We start from the raw sequence: 16696 nt of genomic DNA on the forward strand, positions 1-16696 counted from the left end.
CGTCGGGGCCGGCGGGGGCGAGGACGACGCTGGTCGCGCCGGCCGTGTGGCGGGCCGTGATCGCGGCGCGGGCCTGGTCGGGGGTGCCGACGATGCTCAGCTCACGGACCCAGTCGGCGGGCATGGTCCGGGCGAACATGCGGCCGTCGGGGCAGGCGGCGCGGTGTGCGCGCAGCTCGGCGGCGAAGGGCAGTGGGTCGATGTGCGCGGCCCAGTCCGGCTCGCCGATCGCTTCCAGTCCGGCACGGACGCGGGCGAGGGCGGTCTCCTCGTCGTCGTCGACGGCCGCGGCGTCGTAGGTGACGATCTCACGGTCGCCCGCGGCGGAGGCGGCGCCGCCGTCCATGTGGTGCAGGGAGGCGGTGATGTAGGCGGGGGCGGCGGGTTCGGCCAGGAGGAGTCCGTCGGCGACTTCGCCCGCGGCTTGCTGTGAGCGGGGGCCCCGCACGCCCAGGACGACCGGAGGGACGGCCTCGGTGGCGGGGGTTTCGGTGAGGACGACGCCTTCGCAGCGCACGTAGCCGCCGTTCGCGGGCCCGGGTTCGCCGCGGAGCAGCCGGCGCAGCGCGGTGGTGTATTCCCTGATCAGTGTCAGGGGGCTGGCGGGCCGGTTTCCGGCCTGGCGCATCCACTCGGGCATGCCGTGGCCGATGCCTGCGATGAGACGGCCGGGGTGGAGCTGGGCGAGGGTGGCCAGTTCCATCGCGGTGAAGCACACGTTGCGAGCGCCGGCGGGCAGGATGCCGATGCCGACGGTGATGTTCGCGGTGCCGGCCAGCACGGTGGCGGCCTGGGCGATGCCGCCGCGCCAGCCGAGGTCCTCCACCACCCAGATCTGATCGAAGCCCAGTTCTTCGGCACGCCGTGCGTACGGCAGCACGTCACGGGCGGGGAGGTCGCGGGGCAGCAGGACACCAACGCGACCGCGGGCGGACCGGGTGCGGGGCTCGGGCATCAGGGGCTCCTTCGGGAACGGCGGCGGGTTTCGTCTCCCGGTCCTCGGCGGGCCGGGGAGCTGGGTGGCTTGTGCGGCACGGAGGTCAGGGGCCGTGCCGCACAAGCGGTCAGTGGCTGCCGGCTGCCATCTCGCTCTGGCGGGTGTGGTCGGCTCCGGTGCGCAGGACGCGGGCGCCCACGGCGGTGGTCACACACAGCAGGGTCAGCAGGACGAAGGCGTGGTCGAGGGCGACGAGGTGGGTCAGCCAGCCGATGACGGCCGGGCCGGCGAGCATGCCGACGTAGCCGAGTCCGGCAACGCGGGAGACGTTGGCGCCGGCGGCGGCGGGGTCGGCGTGCCCGGCCGCGCTGAACAGCTGCGGGACACAGCCCGACAGGCCCAGCCCGAACAGTGCCCAGCCGGTGAACGCGGCCCACATCCACGGGCCCAGGGCCACGAGTGTGATGCCGACGGCGGCCGTGGCCGCGCCGTAGCGCAGGATCGCCAGGGAGCCGAACCGGGCGACGAAGCGGTCCGCGAGCAGCCGGCCGAGGGTCATGGCCGCGGCGAAGGTGCCGTACGCGAAGGCGGCCGTGCCGGCAGGCGCACCGAGGACGTCCTTGAGGTGCAGGGCGCTCCAGTCGTTGGCGGCGCCCTCGCACAGCATGACCATCAGCGCCAGGGCGGCCAGCAGCCAGACCCGCCCCGTGCCGCTGCGGCGCCTGGGGGCCGGCGCCGCCTCGGGCTCCGCCGCGGAGCCGTGTCCGGGGTCGTCGGCGACGGGGGCGGCGGGCAGCAGGGCGCGTGCCGTTGCCAGGGCGATCACGATGCCGACGGCTCCCATGGCGGCCATGCCCGCGGCCGGGTTCAGGCCCGCGCTCGCCGCGCCCGCTCCGACGAGCGAGGCGAGGACGCCGCCGACGGAGAACGTGGCGTGGAAGCCGGACATGACGGGCCGGCCGTACGCCTTCTCCACGTGCACGGCGTGGGCGTTCATGCTCACGTCCAGGCAGCCGTTGCAGAACCCGAAGACCAGCAGCGCACCGGCCAGCGCCCACGGATCCCGCGCGAGACCGGGCAGGACCAGGGCCGCGCCGCACAGGATGCCACTGGCGGGGACCACGACGCGGGAGCCCAGGCGGTCGGTCAGGGGACCGGCCACCTGCATCCCGAGGAAGGCTCCGAGCCCGAGCAGCACCAGCAGGCCGCCGAGGGTGGCGTGGCTGATGCCCACACGGTCCTCGATCGCGGGGATGTGCACCACCCAGGCGCCCATCAGGGTGCCGCACAGGACGAAGTAGATGTAGGTCGCCACACGGGCGGCTCGGAGCGAACGTTCCATGCCACTCACCGTAACGAACATCGTTAATGCTCGAAAGGCGATGCAGCGAACAGATTCCTTGTTTGTTTTCCGGTGGTGTTCAATCGCGGTATGAGCAACGCAGACCGGCACGGACTGATCGCCAAGGCCGTCAGGGACTCAGGCGGCGCCACGGTCCAGGAACTCGCCGAGCTGACCGGCGCCTCGGAGATGACCATCCGCCGCGACCTCGACACCCTCGCCGCCCAGGGCGTTCTCGAACGCGTCCGCGGCGGCGCACGCACCCTGCTGCTCCGCGGCGAGGAGCCCCCCTTCGCCCTGCGCGCCCACGAGGCCGTCGACGCCAAACGCCGGATCGCGGCCGAGGTATCCGCGCTCATCGCCGACGGCGAGAGCGTCCTGCTGGACAGCGGCACCACCTGCCTGGAGGTCGCCCGCCTCCTGCGCGAGCGGCCCGTCACCGTGATGCCACTGTCCCTCCAGGCCATCCACCTGCTCGGCGAGACACCCGGCCCGGCCACGCTGGTCGTGCCCGGCGGGCAGCCCCGCGCCGCCGAGGGAGCCCTCACCGGCCCCCTCACCCTCGCCTCCCTGGCCGCCCTGCGCTTCGACACCGCCGTCATCGGCTGCTGCGGACTGAGCGCGGCCGACGGCCTGACCGCCTACGACCTCGACGACGCCGCGGTGAAGAAAGCGGGCATCGCCTCGGCCCGCCGCACCATCGTCGCCACCGACGGCGCCAAACTCGGCCGCACCGCCTACGCCTACGTCGGCCCCGCCACCCTCTTGCACACCCTCGTCACCGACACCACCGCGCCCGCCGAAGAAGTCACAGCACTCGAAGGCGCCGGCACCACCGTCAAAACCGTCTGACCGCCCCGCCGTGCGGGCGCGCCGCCCCCGCACGGCGGACGCCGGCCTCGTGACCCGCTCCCCTCCCCCCGCGACAAGATCTTCTCGGCCGGATACGGCCGACCGAGGCGGGCCGCGGCCTCTGGGAACAGGCCCGGCACACGCTCGACCGCGAACCGGACGCGGCTTTCAAGGTGCCGGCCGTCGACGAGAGATCCGCCCGCATCGCCCCCGGCTGTGCCGGGGCACCGAAGACGCGCCGCGCCAGGAGGGGCCGGCCTCTGATCCGCGAAGGGGGGCGTGAGCAGCTACGCTCACGCCCCCCTTCATGCGGGCCACGCCGCCATGGCCAGCTCAGCCACCTGCTCCAGTTCCGCCGCACTCGCGCCGTCCCGTGCCTGTTGGGACATGCCCTGGACCACGGCCGCGAAGTAGACGGCCAGAGCGCGTGGTCCGACGCCTTCGGGCAGTGCCCCGGCTCTCTCGGCCTCGGTCAGTCGCTCCTCGAAGTGGCGGACGTTCGCCACCCTCCGTTCCCGCAGATCCTGCTCGACATCGGCTGTCTGCGCCGAGTAGTTCGTCGCCGCCGTGATGACCAGGCAACCGGCCGGATGCAGGGGGTCGGTGTACGACACCGCGGCCTCGCGCAGCATCCTGTCGAACCCCGCCCGGACGTCGCCCTCCTCCTCCAGTGCCCTGCCCATGAAGGCACCGAAGGTGTCGCCATAGCGGTCGACGACCTCGTTGAAGAGGGCTCGCTTGTCGCCGAAGGCCGCGTAGAGGCTGGGCGGCGAGACCCCGATGACCCGGGTCAGATCAGCGATGGACGTGCCCTCGTAGCCGTGCTCCCAGAAGAGCCGCGTGGCCTGCACGAGCGCCGTCTCGCGGTCGAAACTTCGCGGTCGTCCCCGCTTCGTCACTGCCATAGGTGAATTTTACAGCGATCGCTACAGATTGCGGTAAGCTGCTTTCCATAGTCATCGCTACAGATTGAGGCGTCATGGGTTCACTCGCGGGCAGGACGGCTCTGGTCACGGGCGGCAGCCGCGGCATCGGGCGTGCGACCGCCGAGCGGCTCGGCAGGGAAGGCGCCCTCGTGGCCGTGCACTACGGACGCAACGGCGGCGCCGCGGAAGAGGTGGTGGCGTCGATCCGCGCGGCAGGCGGCACGGCCTTCGCCGTACGAGCCGAACTGGGCACGGGTGGCGACGTGGAGGCCCTCTGGGCCGAGTTCGACCGCCAGATCCTCGAACACGGTGACAGCGGCGGTCTGGACATCCTGGTGAACAACGCCGGCATCACGCCCCGCGGCCACATCGAGGAAGTCACCCCCGCGGCCTTCGACGAGGTGTTCGCCGTCAACGTGCGGGCCCCGTTCTTCCTGGTGCAGCAGGGGCTCAAGCGGCTGAGGGACGGCGGCCGGATCATCAACGTCTCGTCCGGGGCGACGCGCATCGCACTGACCGACATCATCGCCTACGGCATGACCAAGGGTGCCATCGACACCTTCAGCCTCACCCTCGCCAAGGCCCTCGGCAGCCGTGGCATCACCGTCAACTCGGTCGCGCCCGGCATCATCGACACCGACATGAACGCCTCCTGGCTCCGGGGCAACGAAGCCGCCGAGCAGTCCGCCGCGCAGCTCTCGGCACTCGGCCGGGTGGGCCGCCCCGAGGACGTGGCCGACGTCGTCGCCTTCTTGGCCTCGGACGACGCCCGCTGGGTGACCGGCCAGGTCATCGACGCCACGGGCGGCTCGCAGCTCTGACCCGAAGCACGGCTCGCGCCGTGGGCCTGCCACGCAAGGATGTCAACGGGGACACCGCGTCACGCACGACACGTTGCAGCGCGGAGACCCCATGCATGTCGTCCCCGCCTGGTGGGGAGGGAACTCGCTCCGCCGGAGCCCAGGCCAAGGACTCCGGCGGCCGACCGCAAGCCCCCGTCGCCGACCCCGGCTCCTGAGCCGGCGAGTTCCCGGGCCTGCGGACGAGCCACTGGCTCACCGATCCATCAGCCGACCGGCCCTCCCGCAGGAGCTAAGCCTCCTCCTCCACGTCTGGAAAACCCCCATACTCCGTGCCCCGGTTATCCGTGTCGGGGGCACGGCCATGTCGCCGGAAAAGAGCAGCCCCTCCGCAACGCCGCCTCGCACATGGACACCCACCCGCGGGCCGCACCCCCGGCCTCACGGGACAGAACAACCACAATGCGCCCGGCAGTCGGCCTCAGAGGACGGTCAAAGGCGCAGGAGCCGGCGGGCGTTGCCGGAGGCGATCTTCTGCTTGTCGGCGTCCGGGAGGCGGGTCCGTTCGAGGGCGGCGACGGCCGCACCTGTCCTCTCGTAGGGGTAGTCGACGGCGAACAGCACGCTGTCCGCACCGAGCACGTGCACGAGTGCTTCGATCGCGGCCGGGGACAGCACACCGCTGGTCGTGGCGAGCACGTTGGTCCCGAAGTACTCGGACGGCTTGCGCCGCAGCGGGTGCGGCACGGTGAGGGTCGCGTAGCGCGAGTCGAAGCGGGAGAGCTGGAAGGGGAGGAACTCGCCGGCGTGCCCGAGGATCATCGTCGCCTCCGGATGCCGGTCGAACACCCCGGACATGATCACGCGCATGGCGTGCCCGCCGGTGGTGGCCTGCCAGCTCCAGAACGCGCCGTCCAGCTCGGGATGGGCGTCGAGGACGCGCCAGCGGTCCGCGGGCGGCATGCCGGGGTGCAGGTACAGCGGTACACCGAGTTCGCCCAGCGCGGCCCAGACCCGGTCGAACGCGGGGTCGTCGAGGTACCGGCCCTGGATGTGGTCGTTGACGAGCGCTCCCTTGAACCCGAGGCGTTCGACGGTTCGGCGCAGCTCCGTGACGGCGGCGGCCGGGTCCTGGAGCGGGAGCGCCGCGAAGGCGGCGAACCGGCCGGGGTGGGCGCCGACGATCTCGGCGAGGTGGTCATTGACGTACCGGGCGTTGTCCACCGCGCGGGCCGGATCGGCTTCCGCTTCGATGCCCGGGACGGTGAGGGAGAGCACCTGTACGACGATGCCGTTGGCGTCCATGTCGGGCAGCCGCAACCGCGTGACGTCGGGGAGCCGGGCGGCCATGTCCGCGAGGAAGGCCGGTTCGATGTTGTCCGGCATCGGCATGGGCGGCCGCCGGTCCGCCAGGCCCGGGATCGCGATGGCCTCCTCGACGGCGACGTACGCGCGCATCAGACGCGTCCCACCGGGACGAGGATCCCCGCTGCGCGGGTCGGCCGCTCGGCCTCGTCGAGCATCAGCGCCGCGACGGTGGCACGGGAGGCGTGCGGCGGCAGGACGGGCTTCGCGTAGTCCTCCAGCGGGACGTTGCGGCGCCTGGCGCTGACGCCGCCGGCCCACAGGTCGGGGGCGTGGAAGACGGTCGCGCCGCCGTCGAGGGCGATCGAGTCCGCGGCGGCCTTCTCCGCCAGTTCCTCACCGACGAAGGCCCGCATGACCCACTGGTAGATCCCGCCGCCGGCGCCGACGGAGGAGCCGGAACCGAGCGCGCCGAGCCACAGCGTGCGCACCGGGACGTCGGCGAGGACCCTCGCGCCGGCGACGAGCGTTCCCTGGCCGTCCCCCTTGCCGATGCCGAGCGCGGAGACCACCACGTCGACGTCCGTCAGGTCCGGGAACGCGGCGGGGGCGGTGACGTCGGCCCGGCGGATCTCGACGGTCGGCTGCCCGGACACCGGGCGGGCCTCCGGTCGGCGAACCAGCGCGACGACCTCGTGCCCGCGCTGAAGGGTCTGCTCGACGACGAGGCGACCGACCCTGCCGGTCGCCCCGAGTACGGCGATGCGCATGCTTCCTCCCAGATAACTGAACACCTGTTGGTTAGGTAAGTGAACAAGTGTTGGTAACTGCTGTCAAGACAGGGGGGTGGAGGCGAGAGGCAGGGAGTTGGAGGCGGGCGCGCGGCCGGCGGTACAGTGAACGACTGTTGCCGAACGCCGGGAGTACGCCTGTGAGCAGCGAAGAAGCCGCCCCCCGCCGACGGAACCCACGGGGACAGGGGCAGATCCTCAAGGCCGAACTGGTGGAGGCCGCCGCCCGGCTGCTGGCCACGCTCGAACGGCCCGAGACGCTCACTCTCCGGCAGGTCGCCCGCGAGGTCGGCGTCGCGCCCGCGAGCATCTACGGGCACTTCCCCGACCTCGGCGCGCTCGTCCAGCACGTGCTGCGGCTGCGCTACGACGAACTCGCGGCGGTCATGCGCACGGCCGCGGACGGCGCCGAGGGGCCCCTGGCCGACCTGGTCGCCCGGTGTGCCGCCTACGTGCACTGGGGAGTCGATCACCCCGGGCAGTACCGCACGCTCTTCGGCGGCGGGATGCCCGCCGAGCTGGTGCCCACGAACGCACACGGCGCGGGAGAGGAACTGCTCGGATCCGTCGTCGCTTCGCTGGCCGGCGCCCGGCAGGACCAGCCGGAACACCAGGACCGTCGCGGCCCCGAGCAGGAGTGGCAGGCCGGCCTGCTGCTCTGGACCGCCCTGCACGGCCTGGTCGCGCTGTACAACGCGCACGGGAACATGCCCTGGCCCGACCTCGCCGACCTCATCGCGCAGACCCTCGCCCTGCACACCGGAAGGTCCGTCGACGAGATCGTGGAGCTCGTCCGGACGGCGGACCGCCCAGCGTGAGCGGCTCACGCCGACAGCTCCGCGGGGTCTTGGTCAATCCAGGAGAACGCCGACGGCCGGAACCCCGGCAGTGAGCCGTCCATGGCCGAGCAGGTTCAGGTTCCGGTGCTTCAGCGGCGAGCCCCGGGCCCCGTCCTCGTCGCGGACATCCTGGTCTTCGGTGGGGCGCGGTCGACGGTCTGCTGCACGACCGCCTTGCTCGCGTCGCACCTGTGTCGATCGGTCCCGAGGCCCAGCCAGTGCAGGGCCGCGTAGGCCGCCACGGCGATGCCGGTTGCGCTGACGGCGAGCCAGGTGCGGCGCCAGGCGGTGCGGGTAGCGGTGAGGGGCCATCCCTTCAGGAGGAGGCCGGCGATGGACGCGCCGACGACGAACGTGGCACCGGCTGCCGGCAGTCGAGGTCCGTTCGCGCCGAGCGGACCGGTGGCGACGGCGTACGTGGCCGAACCGAGCGCGGCCACCGCGACGTTCGCCACGGCCACGCGCGCGGACGGGCCCTCGATCAGGGAGTATGGCCAGCCTCGAGCAGAGCGTGTGCGGTCTGCCGGATCGCCAAGGAGGTGACCGATGGCGGTTCTGTGGAGGGCGAGGGGCGTGCGGGGGCGTCCGGCCCATGAGGAGCGCGTTGGGCGGGAGCGCTCTCGGCACGCACTCCCCCGAATGGTCGCCCATCGTGCGTCGCGTTCCGGGATCGGGATGCTGACGTCCCTCCCCCGGGGCGGGCCCGTTGCACGCCACCGAAGGAGGAACGCCGACCGCCCTTTCCCCCTATCCGATGGTGTGGGGCAGGAACTTGACGGAGGAGGCCACGTCGTTGAAACCGTTGCCGTTGTTGAAACTGATGGACTCGCCGGGAAGGAGCGTCACCGGCACGCCCTTGAAGTCGTAGTCCGGGTAGATCCGCACGAGGTAGCGGCTGTTGTTGACGACGGAGCTGGTCACGTCGTTGAAGTTGTAGTCGTCCAGGTGCGAGATGTCCTCGGTGGTGCGCAGGATCCGGGCGCTGCCCGAGGCGTTGTAATCCCAGTTGTCGTAGAGGCAGACGTAGTTCCGGGTGCAGGCGTCGCGGCCCTGGCCCCGGATGATCGACGCGTCGGCGGAGGCCGGCGCGGCCGCTGTCAGCAGGGCAGCGGTGACGAGTGCGACACCGGGCACGAGGCGGGAGAGAGCGGCAGTGGCGCTGCGCGTACGCGGGTGGGCAGCACGGAGCACAGGCGATCCCTTCTGAAGAAGAAAGAGGGGGCCGACCACACGGCCGACCGTGAACGCCCACCCAGCATGGCGACCACGAAACGTAACTGCAATACTACAATTCGTAATTGCCTGGGGTGCGGGAAGCACATCCCGGCAACGCACCCTGCATCAGCGCCCCCACGCGCCCCTCCCGGCATCGTCCGCCGACGACTCTCCAGCCGGAACGGCTCATGACGGTCCTCGCGCTTGAAGGCGGCGAGGCGGTCGAGGTTCTCCGCGGGTACGCCACCACTCGCTCTGGAAGCAGGTGGCGCGCTCACCCTGCCCTCGACCCGGTACAGGAAGAAGATCACGCCGTGCAGGCGGGCCCAGCGGGCACGATGCCGGCCGCGGCCCGTCGCTCCGGAGGTCTGCGCCGTCCTGGTCCTCGGGGAGATCCGGCACGCACCGACCGGGACCGGCACCGCGACCCCGGGGCCACCCGCTGCGGGAGACGGCGGTGATGCCGCCGCCTTTCAGTTGGTGCGGTCGGCGAAGCCTCGGGGCAGGGCCTCGGGACCCACCGCGACGACACTCTCGTCGTTCTCGCCGACGTGCTCGAACAGGGTGATGCGGGCGAACTCCGGGACGACGTAGATCGGGTAAGTGGGGCCGGCGTCCCGGTAGGCGCGCATCTCCTCCAGGTGGTCGTTCTGGTAGAGCACCGTCTTGCTGCCGTCCTGCTCGATCCACTGCGGGAAGAAGATGGTGCCGTGCAGGACCCGCAGGCGGGGCAGCACATTGACGACGACCGAGGTGCCGGTCGGTTCGTTCCAGGACACCTTGTAGACGTCGTCGGCGAGCCGCACCAAGTCGACCTCCTGGTCCTTCACCCAGCGGCCGCCGACCATCCCGGAGTGGATGCGGTAGTCGATGGTCGTGGCGTTCTTCACGTACATCTCGTACTGCCAGCCGTTGGCGTACGTGTAGATGAACCGGTGCCCGACGATGCCGGACAGATCCTGCGGCGGGACGGGGCTCTCGACGGTCGTCGGGGTGTCGTGCACGGTGGTCATGGTGATGCTCCTTGCTGTGTTGCGAGCGGTCACCTGTCGGCGTGGGGTTCGGCCGGTCCGGTGCCATCGCTCTACAGACCACTTTGCCACAAAACATGTTTGCCGCAAAACTTTATCTGGCGAGTGCACAATGGGGCATGCGCAACACAGACAGAGCGGCGGACGGAACGGCTGACCGCGGTGCAACCGAGACACCGGAGGCGGCGCGCGTCGCGGCGGGACTGGGCGGACTTCTGGGACCGCTGCGGCGTGCCGTCCTGCGTGCCACCCGCAACGCCGAGGGGCTGCCCGACCTGCCGGAGGCACAGATCGAACTGCTGCGAGCACTGTCCTCCTCGCCCGAGGGGCTCAGCCCCGGCGCGGCGGCCACACGCGTGCGGGTGGCACCGTCCACCGTGAGCAACCTGGTCCGGGCGATGTCCGCCGCCCGGCTGGTGGAACGGATCCGGCCCGCGCACGACCAACGGACCGTGGTGCTCACCGCGTCGGAGGAAGCCCTGCACCTGCTGGAGCGCTACGACCGGGCCAGCACCGCGGCCCTCACCCGCGTCGTGGAGGAGCTGTCCGACGCCGACCGGGCCGCGCTGCACCAGGCGCTGCCGGCTCTGGACCGGCTGGTCACCGCGCTGGAGACCGGCGACGGCACCCGGCCGGACTCGGTCAGTCCTTGATCAGGGTGCGAACACCCCGTCGAATGGGACCCTGAACAGGCGTGGAGGACTTCGGGGGCGACAGGGGCCGGCCCCGTCACCGGGCGTCGACCGTCTTGGTCGTCGCTCGGGAGCCCCGAGCGCGTCGGAACGCCGCGACGGCCTTACAGGGCCGAAAGGGATCATGTGCCCCGGGCCCCGGGCCCCGACCCCCGGGCCTCGGAACGATGCACGAGGGCCGTCCTCATTGGATGGCCCGCACCCCATACGGGACAGCACACCCAGGATTGACCTAGGGTGTGTCCCCCGGCGCCGCCGCGTCCAGCGCGCTCAGGATCAGTTCCAGCGCCGTCTCGAACGAGCTGCCCGCCATCAGGGGCAACTCCGCGCGGGCCGCGGCCAGATGAGGGTGGTCGGCGTCGGACAGTTCGGCGTAGGCGCCGGTCCAGGCCCGGACGTCGGCCTCGCGGCGCTCCGGCGGGAGCGCCAGGTGGGCGGCGTCGAGGGCCGCGTGGCCCAGCACGGTGTCCACGAACGCCGAGTAGTGGCGCACGGCGTCGGCGTCGCCGAACCCGGCCCGGCGCAGCAGCCCGATCCCCGCGTCCACGGCCCTGATCTCATGGTGCCGCCGCGTCACCCGGTACGCGGCGAGCGCGGCCACCCGCGGCTGCTCCCGGTAGCCGCGGTGGATCCGCAGCGCCATCTCACGCAGCGCGTCCCGCCACGGCATGCGGTCAGGCTCGAACCCGGCCATCGCGTCGCCGATGATCCGGTCGGCGACGGCCAGCAGCAGATCGTCGGTGTTATGGAAGTACCGGTACAGCGCGCTCGGATCGCAGCCGAGCGCGGCGCCGAGCCGCCGCACGCTCAGCGCGTCCGGGCCGTGCTGCCCGACGAGCCGCAGCGCGCAGTCGACGATCACGTCCTCGGACAGCAGCACCCCCGACCTGGTCGGTCTGCGCCGTCGCCGCTCCGCCGGAATCCGCCCGTCCGTCACCGTACGCGCCCCTTCCCCCTGGCTCCGAACCGTTCAGTGAACGCCTTATGTCAACACCATTGACGCAATGTTGACAAGACCGGTTTGATCGCAGCCTCCTCCCGCACCTCCCGTTCCTCCGGTTCCAGGAGTCTGTCCATGCGAAGTGAACCTCCCGGCCTGCGGCGTTCCCTCGGTGTCGTCGACGGCATCGCCATCGCGGCCTCCAGCACGGCCGCCACCACGAGCATCGGCATCGGCATGGGCTCGCTCGCCGCGGCCGTGGGCCTTCAGGCGCCGGCGATCCTGCTGGTGGCGTTCGTCCCGATCCTCGGCATCGCGACGGCGTACGCCCGGCTCAACCGGCACGAGCGGAACATGGGCAGCGGTTACGTCTGGGTCGGTCGCTCGCTCGGTCCCTGGCTGGGCTTCCTCACCGGCTGGGTCACCCTGGTCGGCACCCTGATCTTCATGGCGTACACGAGCGCGGTGACCGGCTCGGTGTTCCTCCAGTTCGCGAACAAGGCCCATCTGCACGCGATCGGCGAGCTGCGCCTCGACCCGAACTCGACGGCGCTGTCCACCGTGGTCGGCCTGGTGGTACTGGCGGCCGTCACGGTCACCGCCGTCACCGGGGTGCGCAAGGCGACCCGGTTCCAGGCGTGGCTGCTGGTCTTCGAGTACGCGGTGCTGCTCGGCTTCTGCGGGTGGGCGATGGCCACCGGGGCGCACGGTTTCTCCTGGTCGTGGCTGAACCCGTTCGCCGTGCACGACGGCACCGGCTTCGCCCAGGGCCTGGTCCTCGCGGTGTTCTTCTTCTGGGGCTGGGACGCGGCGTTCAGCGTCACCGAGGAGACCCACGACGTACGGGACGCGGGACGCGGCGGATTCATCGCGCTGTTCACCATGCTGGCGCTGTTCCTGTACGGGTCCGTGGCCTTCCAGCGCGAGATGTCGCTGCCCGAACTCCTGGAGCAGGGCCCGCAGGCACTCACCTACCTCGGCGCGAAGCTGGCGGACGAGCCGTGGGCGAGCCTGCCGCTGCTGGCGCTGCTGTTCTCCGCGGTGGCGTCGCTGCAGTCCAGTGTGATCCCGACGGCGCGCGGGCTGCTCGCGATGGGCCGGGACCGCACGATGGGCCAGGTGTGGACGCGGGTCAGCCCGCGCTACGGCTCCCCGGCGGTCGGCACCGTCCTCGTCACGTCGATCTCCGCGGCCGTGGCGCTGGGGGCGCTCGCCATCCCCAAGCTGAACGAGATGATCCTCGCGGCCGTGAACTCGATCGGTCTCGTGGTCGCCCTGTACTACGGCCTGACCGCGCTCGCCTGCGCGGTGCGCTTCCGAGGCATGCTGCGCACGGCGCCCCGCGAGGCGCTGCGCGCGGTCGTCGCGCCCGGCGTGAGCGGGCTCGCGCTGCTGGGCATCGGCTGCTACCTCGGACGGGACTACGCGACGATGAGCGACCACTTCGAACTCAGCCCCGACAACGGCTGGTTCATGCTGTCGGTGCCCGCCGCGATCCTGCTGTCGGGGCTCGTCATGGGGGCCGTCGCCAAGTACCGCCGCCGCTCGCCGTACTTCGTCACCGGACACAGCACCGACACCGGCACCGACACCGTCCCGCTGGCCGCGACCGAAGCCCCCTGAGACCCGTGGAATCCATGGAACCCGTAGCAGCCGGGACACCGACAGAACCCGTGACAGCCGTACCGACGCCAGGAGTTGCCCTCATGTCCGACACCACCACCGCTGACCTGGTCTTCACCGGCGGTCCGGTCCACACCGGTTCACCGGCCCGGTCCCGGGCGACCACCGTGGCCGTGCGCGGCGAGCGGATCGTCGCCGTCGGGCACGACGAGGTGCGCGAGCTGATCGGCCCGCGCACCGAGGTCGTCAACCTGGCCGGCCGGCTGCTGGTGCCGGGCTTCCAGGACGCGCACGCGCACCCCGTCGGCGGCGGCCTGGAGATGGGCCAGTGCGACCTGAGCGGGGCGACGACCCGGGCCGAGTACCGGGAGCGGATCACCGCGTACGCCCGGACGCACACCGACGCCGAGTGGATCACCGGCGGCGGCTGGGCGATGGAGGCGTTCCCCGGCGGCCTGCCGACGGCGGCCGAACTGGACGACCTCGTGTCCGACCGGCCGGTCTATCTGGTCAACCGCGACCACCACGGCGCCTGGGTCAACTCCCGCGCCCTGGAGCGGGCGGGACTCGACGCCCGTACCCCCGACCCGTCCGACGGGCGGATCGAGCGGCACCCGGACGGCACGCCGACGGGCATGCTCCAGGAGGGAGCCGCCAACCTGGTGGGCCGTCTCGTCCCCCAGGTCACCCGCGAGGAACGGGTGGCCGGGCTGCTGCGCGCCCAGGAGCTGCTGCACTCGCTCGGCATCACCGCCTGGCAGGACGCCCTCCTCGGCGAGCACGCCAACCTCACCGACCCCACCGACGCCTACCTGGCCTGCGCCGAGGACGGCTCCCTCACCGCGCGGGTCGTCGGCGCGCTGTGGTGGGACCGGGCGCGCGGCACCGAGCAGATCGAGGAGTTGCTGGCCCGGCGCGCGGCGGGCACCCGGGGGCGGCTCCGCTCGACGACCGTGAAGATCATGCAGGACGGGGTCGCCGAGAACGGCACGGCGGCGCTGCTCGGCCCGTACCTGGACGGCTGCGGGTGCGTGTCCGACAACAGCGGGATCAGCTTCGTGCCGCCGGAGGACCTGAAGACGTACGTCACCGAGCTGGACGCCCACGGTTTCCAGGTGCACTTCCACGCGCTGGGCGACCGCGCGGTGCGGGAGGCGCTGGACGCGGTGGAGGCGGCCCGGCGGGCCAACGGCCGTACGGACACCCGGCCGCACCTGGCCCACCTGCAAGTGGTGCACCCGGACGACATCGGCCGGTTCCGCGAGCTGGGCGCGACGGCCAACATCCAGCCGCTGTGGGCGGCGCACGAGCCGCAGATGGACGAGCTGACCATCCCGTTCCTGGGCGCGGAGCGGGCGTCGTGGCAGTACCCGTTCGGGGCGCTGCTGCGGTCGGGGGCGACGCTCGCGGCGGGCAGCGACTGGCCGGTGAGCAGCCCCGATCCCCTCCAGGGCATCCACGTGGCGGTGAATCGGGTGGCGCCGGACGCGCCCGCGGGGTCGCCGGTCTTCCTGCCCGGGGAGCGCATCGGACTGCACGACGCGCTGACCGCGTACACGGCCGGCAGCGCCTACGTGAACCACCTCGACCACGAGACGGGCACGGTCGCCGAGGGGTTCCTGGCGGATCTGGTGGTACTCGACCGTGATCCGTTCGCCGGGCCGCCCGAGGAGATCGGTGCGACGCGGGTGGAGCAGACCTTCGTGGGCGGGCGCCGGGTGTTCGGCTGAGTCAGGCGTCGGCGGTCCGACGAACGCCGCAGTTCCCACTGCCGGAGTCCGGGGGTTCTGCGGGTGCGGGCGGCGACCCGGTAGCGGTCGCCGTACGAGTCGTGGCACCCGCACTCGTCTCTCGGCCGGGGCCCGCTCGTCCACGTTCGGGTTCGACGAGACAGAACGTGAGGTGCTCCCAGGGCGGGCACGTGCACGGTCGGCAGGCGGCGCGTGCCGCGCAGCTCATGCGGAACGCGCGTGGGACGGCGGGGCAGTCACGGATGGGGTTGTGGTGGGGGTCGTCCTCGCCGGAGTGGTAGGTCTCGCCGAACGGCGGCTCGGTCCATGCGTATGCGGTGCCGTCGGCGAGCAGCCCCTCGACGTGCCGGCCGACCGCGCCGGCGGTGGGCCGGACGACGGCTCCCTCCGGCTCCTGGTCATGATTCACGTCGGGCTCCCTGCAGGGCCGTCCGACCTCGCGGCACGGGTGAGGAGCGCGCTGATGTGGGCGGCGGCCTCACAGGGCGGCCGGGTCGGCGTGGTGTCTGCGGTGCGCGGCCAGGGCGGGACGCCCCGCTCGGCCGCGTCGATCCGAACGAGAGGCCTAAGCGCTGCGGGGCCGACGGCCCGACGTCTTCTTCGCGGTCGTCTTCTTGGCCGGGGCCTGCTTCGCCGACTGCTTCTTGGCGGCGGCCTTCTTCTTCGGCGCCGGCAGTTCGTGGACCTCGGCCGGTCCCGCGTCCTCGTCACGTGACGCCCTGGCCTTGGTCACGGACTCCTGGAGGGCGGCCATCAGGTCGAGGACCTGGGCCGGCTGCTCCGGCGCCGGCGCTTCGGGCAGGGGCTTCTCCTCCCGCTTGGCCTCGATGATCTCGGCGATCGCCTCGGTGTAGCGGTCGTGGAACTCGGGGCCCTCCAGCTTGTCGACGGTCATGGTCTCCATCAGGGCGAGCGCGCCCCCGATCTCGTCGTCGGTCACCTCGACCGGCGGCGGCAGCAGCTCGGCGGGATCGCGGATCTCGTCGGGCCAGCGCATCGCGTGCAGGACCAGGACGTCGTCCTTCACGCGCAGCAGGCCCAGTCTCTCCCTGCCGCTCCAGGCGTACTTCGCCACCGCCACCTTGGCCGAGCGGCCGAGCGCCTCGACGAGGAGTTTGTACGGCTTGGCCGCGACCTGGCCGGCGGGCTGGAGGTAGTAGCCCTCGGCGATCTTCAGCGGATCGACGGACTCCAGCGGTACGAACGCGTCGATCTCGATCGCCTTCGCGGTCGGCAGCGGGAGGTTGCTCAGGTCCTCGTCGGTGATCGGGACGACCTGGGTCTTGGTCAGCTCGTAGCCCTTGCCGATCTCGTCCTGGGAGACCTCACGGTCCTCCAGCTCGCACACCTTGCGGTACCGGATCCGGCCCTGGTCGGCCAGGTGGTACTGGTGGAAGTGGATCGAGTGGTCCTCGGTGGCGCTCTGCACGTTGATCGGCACGGTCACGAGACCGAAGCTGATCGCACCACTCCAGATCGTTCGGGGCATGGACAGACCTCCGCGGTGACCCCGAGCATCACCAGCGTACGGCCATCCCACCAGGCACGCGCTGCACCGTCACCCCGCTGGGTGACACGCTCCGGGGGCGGGCAGCGCGTCGTGGGGCGCGAAGGGCCGGGCCCGCACGGTCCGGCCCCACCGCCCGCTTCCC

16 protein-coding genes are annotated in these 16696 nt (G+C 72.0%); 6 read left to right on the plus strand and 10 right to left on the minus strand.

The genetic code is table 11. The features are described 5' to 3' along the window. Positions 1–955 (minus strand): LLM class flavin-dependent oxidoreductase (locus tag FRZ03_RS38940; RefSeq protein ID WP_186785309.1); only part of this gene is annotated, 955 nt, incomplete at its 3' end. Between the two features lie 109 nt (positions 956–1064). Further along, on the minus strand, positions 1065–2279 hold the full coding sequence (locus tag FRZ03_RS08985; RefSeq protein WP_261398756.1) for an MFS transporter: 1215 nt from the start codon (positions 2277–2279) through the stop codon (positions 1065–1067). Between the two features lie 90 nt (positions 2280–2369). Between FRZ03_RS08985 and FRZ03_RS08990 the strand changes: the two genes are divergently transcribed. Next, on the plus strand, positions 2370–3131 hold the full coding sequence (locus FRZ03_RS08990; protein ID WP_146464640.1) for a DeoR/GlpR family DNA-binding transcription regulator: 762 nt from the start codon (positions 2370–2372) through the stop codon (positions 3129–3131). Positions 3132–3436: 305 nt separating this feature from the next. Here FRZ03_RS08990 and FRZ03_RS08995 read toward each other — a convergent pair whose 3' ends face one another. Further along, positions 3437–4036: a TetR/AcrR family transcriptional regulator gene (locus FRZ03_RS08995; RefSeq protein WP_146464641.1), complete on the minus strand. Its 600-nt coding sequence runs from the start codon at positions 4034–4036 to the stop codon at positions 3437–3439. Positions 4037–4110: 74 nt separating this feature from the next. Here FRZ03_RS08995 and FRZ03_RS09000 point away from each other — a divergent pair, with 74 nt between their 5' ends. Continuing rightward, entirely contained in the window at positions 4111–4878 is a 768-nt protein-coding gene (locus tag FRZ03_RS09000) for an SDR family oxidoreductase (protein ID WP_146464642.1), read from the plus strand. Between the two features lie 471 nt (positions 4879–5349). Here the strand turns inward: FRZ03_RS09000 and FRZ03_RS09005 are convergent, their stop codons facing one another. Next, positions 5350–6315, minus strand: coding sequence for an amidohydrolase family protein (locus tag FRZ03_RS09005; RefSeq protein WP_146464643.1), 966 nt, complete (start codon positions 6313–6315; stop codon positions 5350–5352). Next, complete coding sequence (locus FRZ03_RS09010; protein ID WP_146464644.1) at positions 6315–6932, minus strand: NAD(P)-dependent oxidoreductase; 618 nt, start codon at positions 6930–6932, stop codon at positions 6315–6317. The genes FRZ03_RS09005 and FRZ03_RS09010 overlap by 1 nt, the downstream gene beginning before the upstream one ends. Before the next feature lie 161 nt (positions 6933–7093). Between FRZ03_RS09010 and FRZ03_RS09015 the strand changes: the two genes are divergently transcribed. Further along, on the plus strand, positions 7094–7771 hold the full coding sequence (locus FRZ03_RS09015; RefSeq protein ID WP_261398759.1) for a TetR/AcrR family transcriptional regulator: 678 nt from the start codon (positions 7094–7096) through the stop codon (positions 7769–7771). Positions 7772–7881: 110 nt separating this feature from the next. On the opposite strand, the gene FRZ03_RS09020 is transcribed toward FRZ03_RS09015, so the two are convergent. The 3 genes from FRZ03_RS09020 to FRZ03_RS09030 all read right to left on the minus strand — a co-directional run bounded on the left by FRZ03_RS09020 (position 7882) and on the right by FRZ03_RS09030 (position 10020). Next, on the minus strand, positions 7882–8253 hold the full coding sequence (locus FRZ03_RS09020) for a hypothetical protein (protein ID WP_146464645.1): 372 nt from the start codon (positions 8251–8253) through the stop codon (positions 7882–7884). A 286-nt stretch (positions 8254–8539) separates the two neighbouring features. Continuing rightward, positions 8540–8926, minus strand: coding sequence for a peptidase inhibitor family I36 protein (locus FRZ03_RS09025; protein WP_186785310.1), 387 nt, complete (start codon positions 8924–8926; stop codon positions 8540–8542). 554 nt (positions 8927–9480) lie between these two features. Next, the gene (locus tag FRZ03_RS09030) at positions 9481–10020 is read right to left on the minus strand and encodes a phenolic acid decarboxylase (RefSeq protein ID WP_146464647.1); all 540 of its coding nucleotides are present in this window, start codon (positions 10018–10020) and stop codon (positions 9481–9483) included. A 137-nt stretch (positions 10021–10157) separates the two neighbouring features. Between FRZ03_RS09030 and FRZ03_RS09035 the strand changes: the two genes are divergently transcribed. Continuing rightward, on the plus strand, positions 10158–10691 hold the full coding sequence (locus FRZ03_RS09035) for a MarR family winged helix-turn-helix transcriptional regulator (RefSeq protein ID WP_186785311.1): 534 nt from the start codon (positions 10158–10160) through the stop codon (positions 10689–10691). A 271-nt stretch (positions 10692–10962) separates the two neighbouring features. Here FRZ03_RS09035 and FRZ03_RS09040 read toward each other — a convergent pair whose 3' ends face one another. Beyond that, entirely contained in the window at positions 10963–11667 is a 705-nt protein-coding gene (locus tag FRZ03_RS09040; protein ID WP_261398761.1) for a TetR/AcrR family transcriptional regulator, read from the minus strand. A gap of 138 nt (positions 11668–11805) precedes the next feature. On the opposite strand from FRZ03_RS09040, the gene FRZ03_RS09045 reads away from it, so the two are divergent. After that, positions 11806–13293 carry an APC family permease gene (locus FRZ03_RS09045; protein WP_146464648.1) on the plus strand — a complete coding sequence of 496 codons (1488 nt, stop codon included), beginning with the start codon at positions 11806–11808 and terminating at the stop codon, positions 13291–13293. A gap of 83 nt (positions 13294–13376) precedes the next feature. Then, positions 13377–15023: an amidohydrolase gene (locus tag FRZ03_RS09050; protein ID WP_146464649.1), complete on the plus strand. Its 1647-nt coding sequence runs from the start codon at positions 13377–13379 to the stop codon at positions 15021–15023. 586 nt (positions 15024–15609) lie between these two features. Here FRZ03_RS09050 and ku read toward each other — a convergent pair. Beyond that, entirely contained in the window at positions 15610–16533 is a 924-nt protein-coding gene (ku, locus tag FRZ03_RS09055) for a non-homologous end joining protein Ku (protein ID WP_146464650.1), read from the minus strand. Positions 16534–16696: the final 163 nt, after the last annotated feature.

The sequence above is a fragment of the Streptomyces misionensis genome (assembly GCF_007896895.1).
Classification (GTDB): domain Bacteria; phylum Actinomycetota; class Actinomycetes; order Streptomycetales; family Streptomycetaceae; genus Streptomyces; species Streptomyces misionensis_A.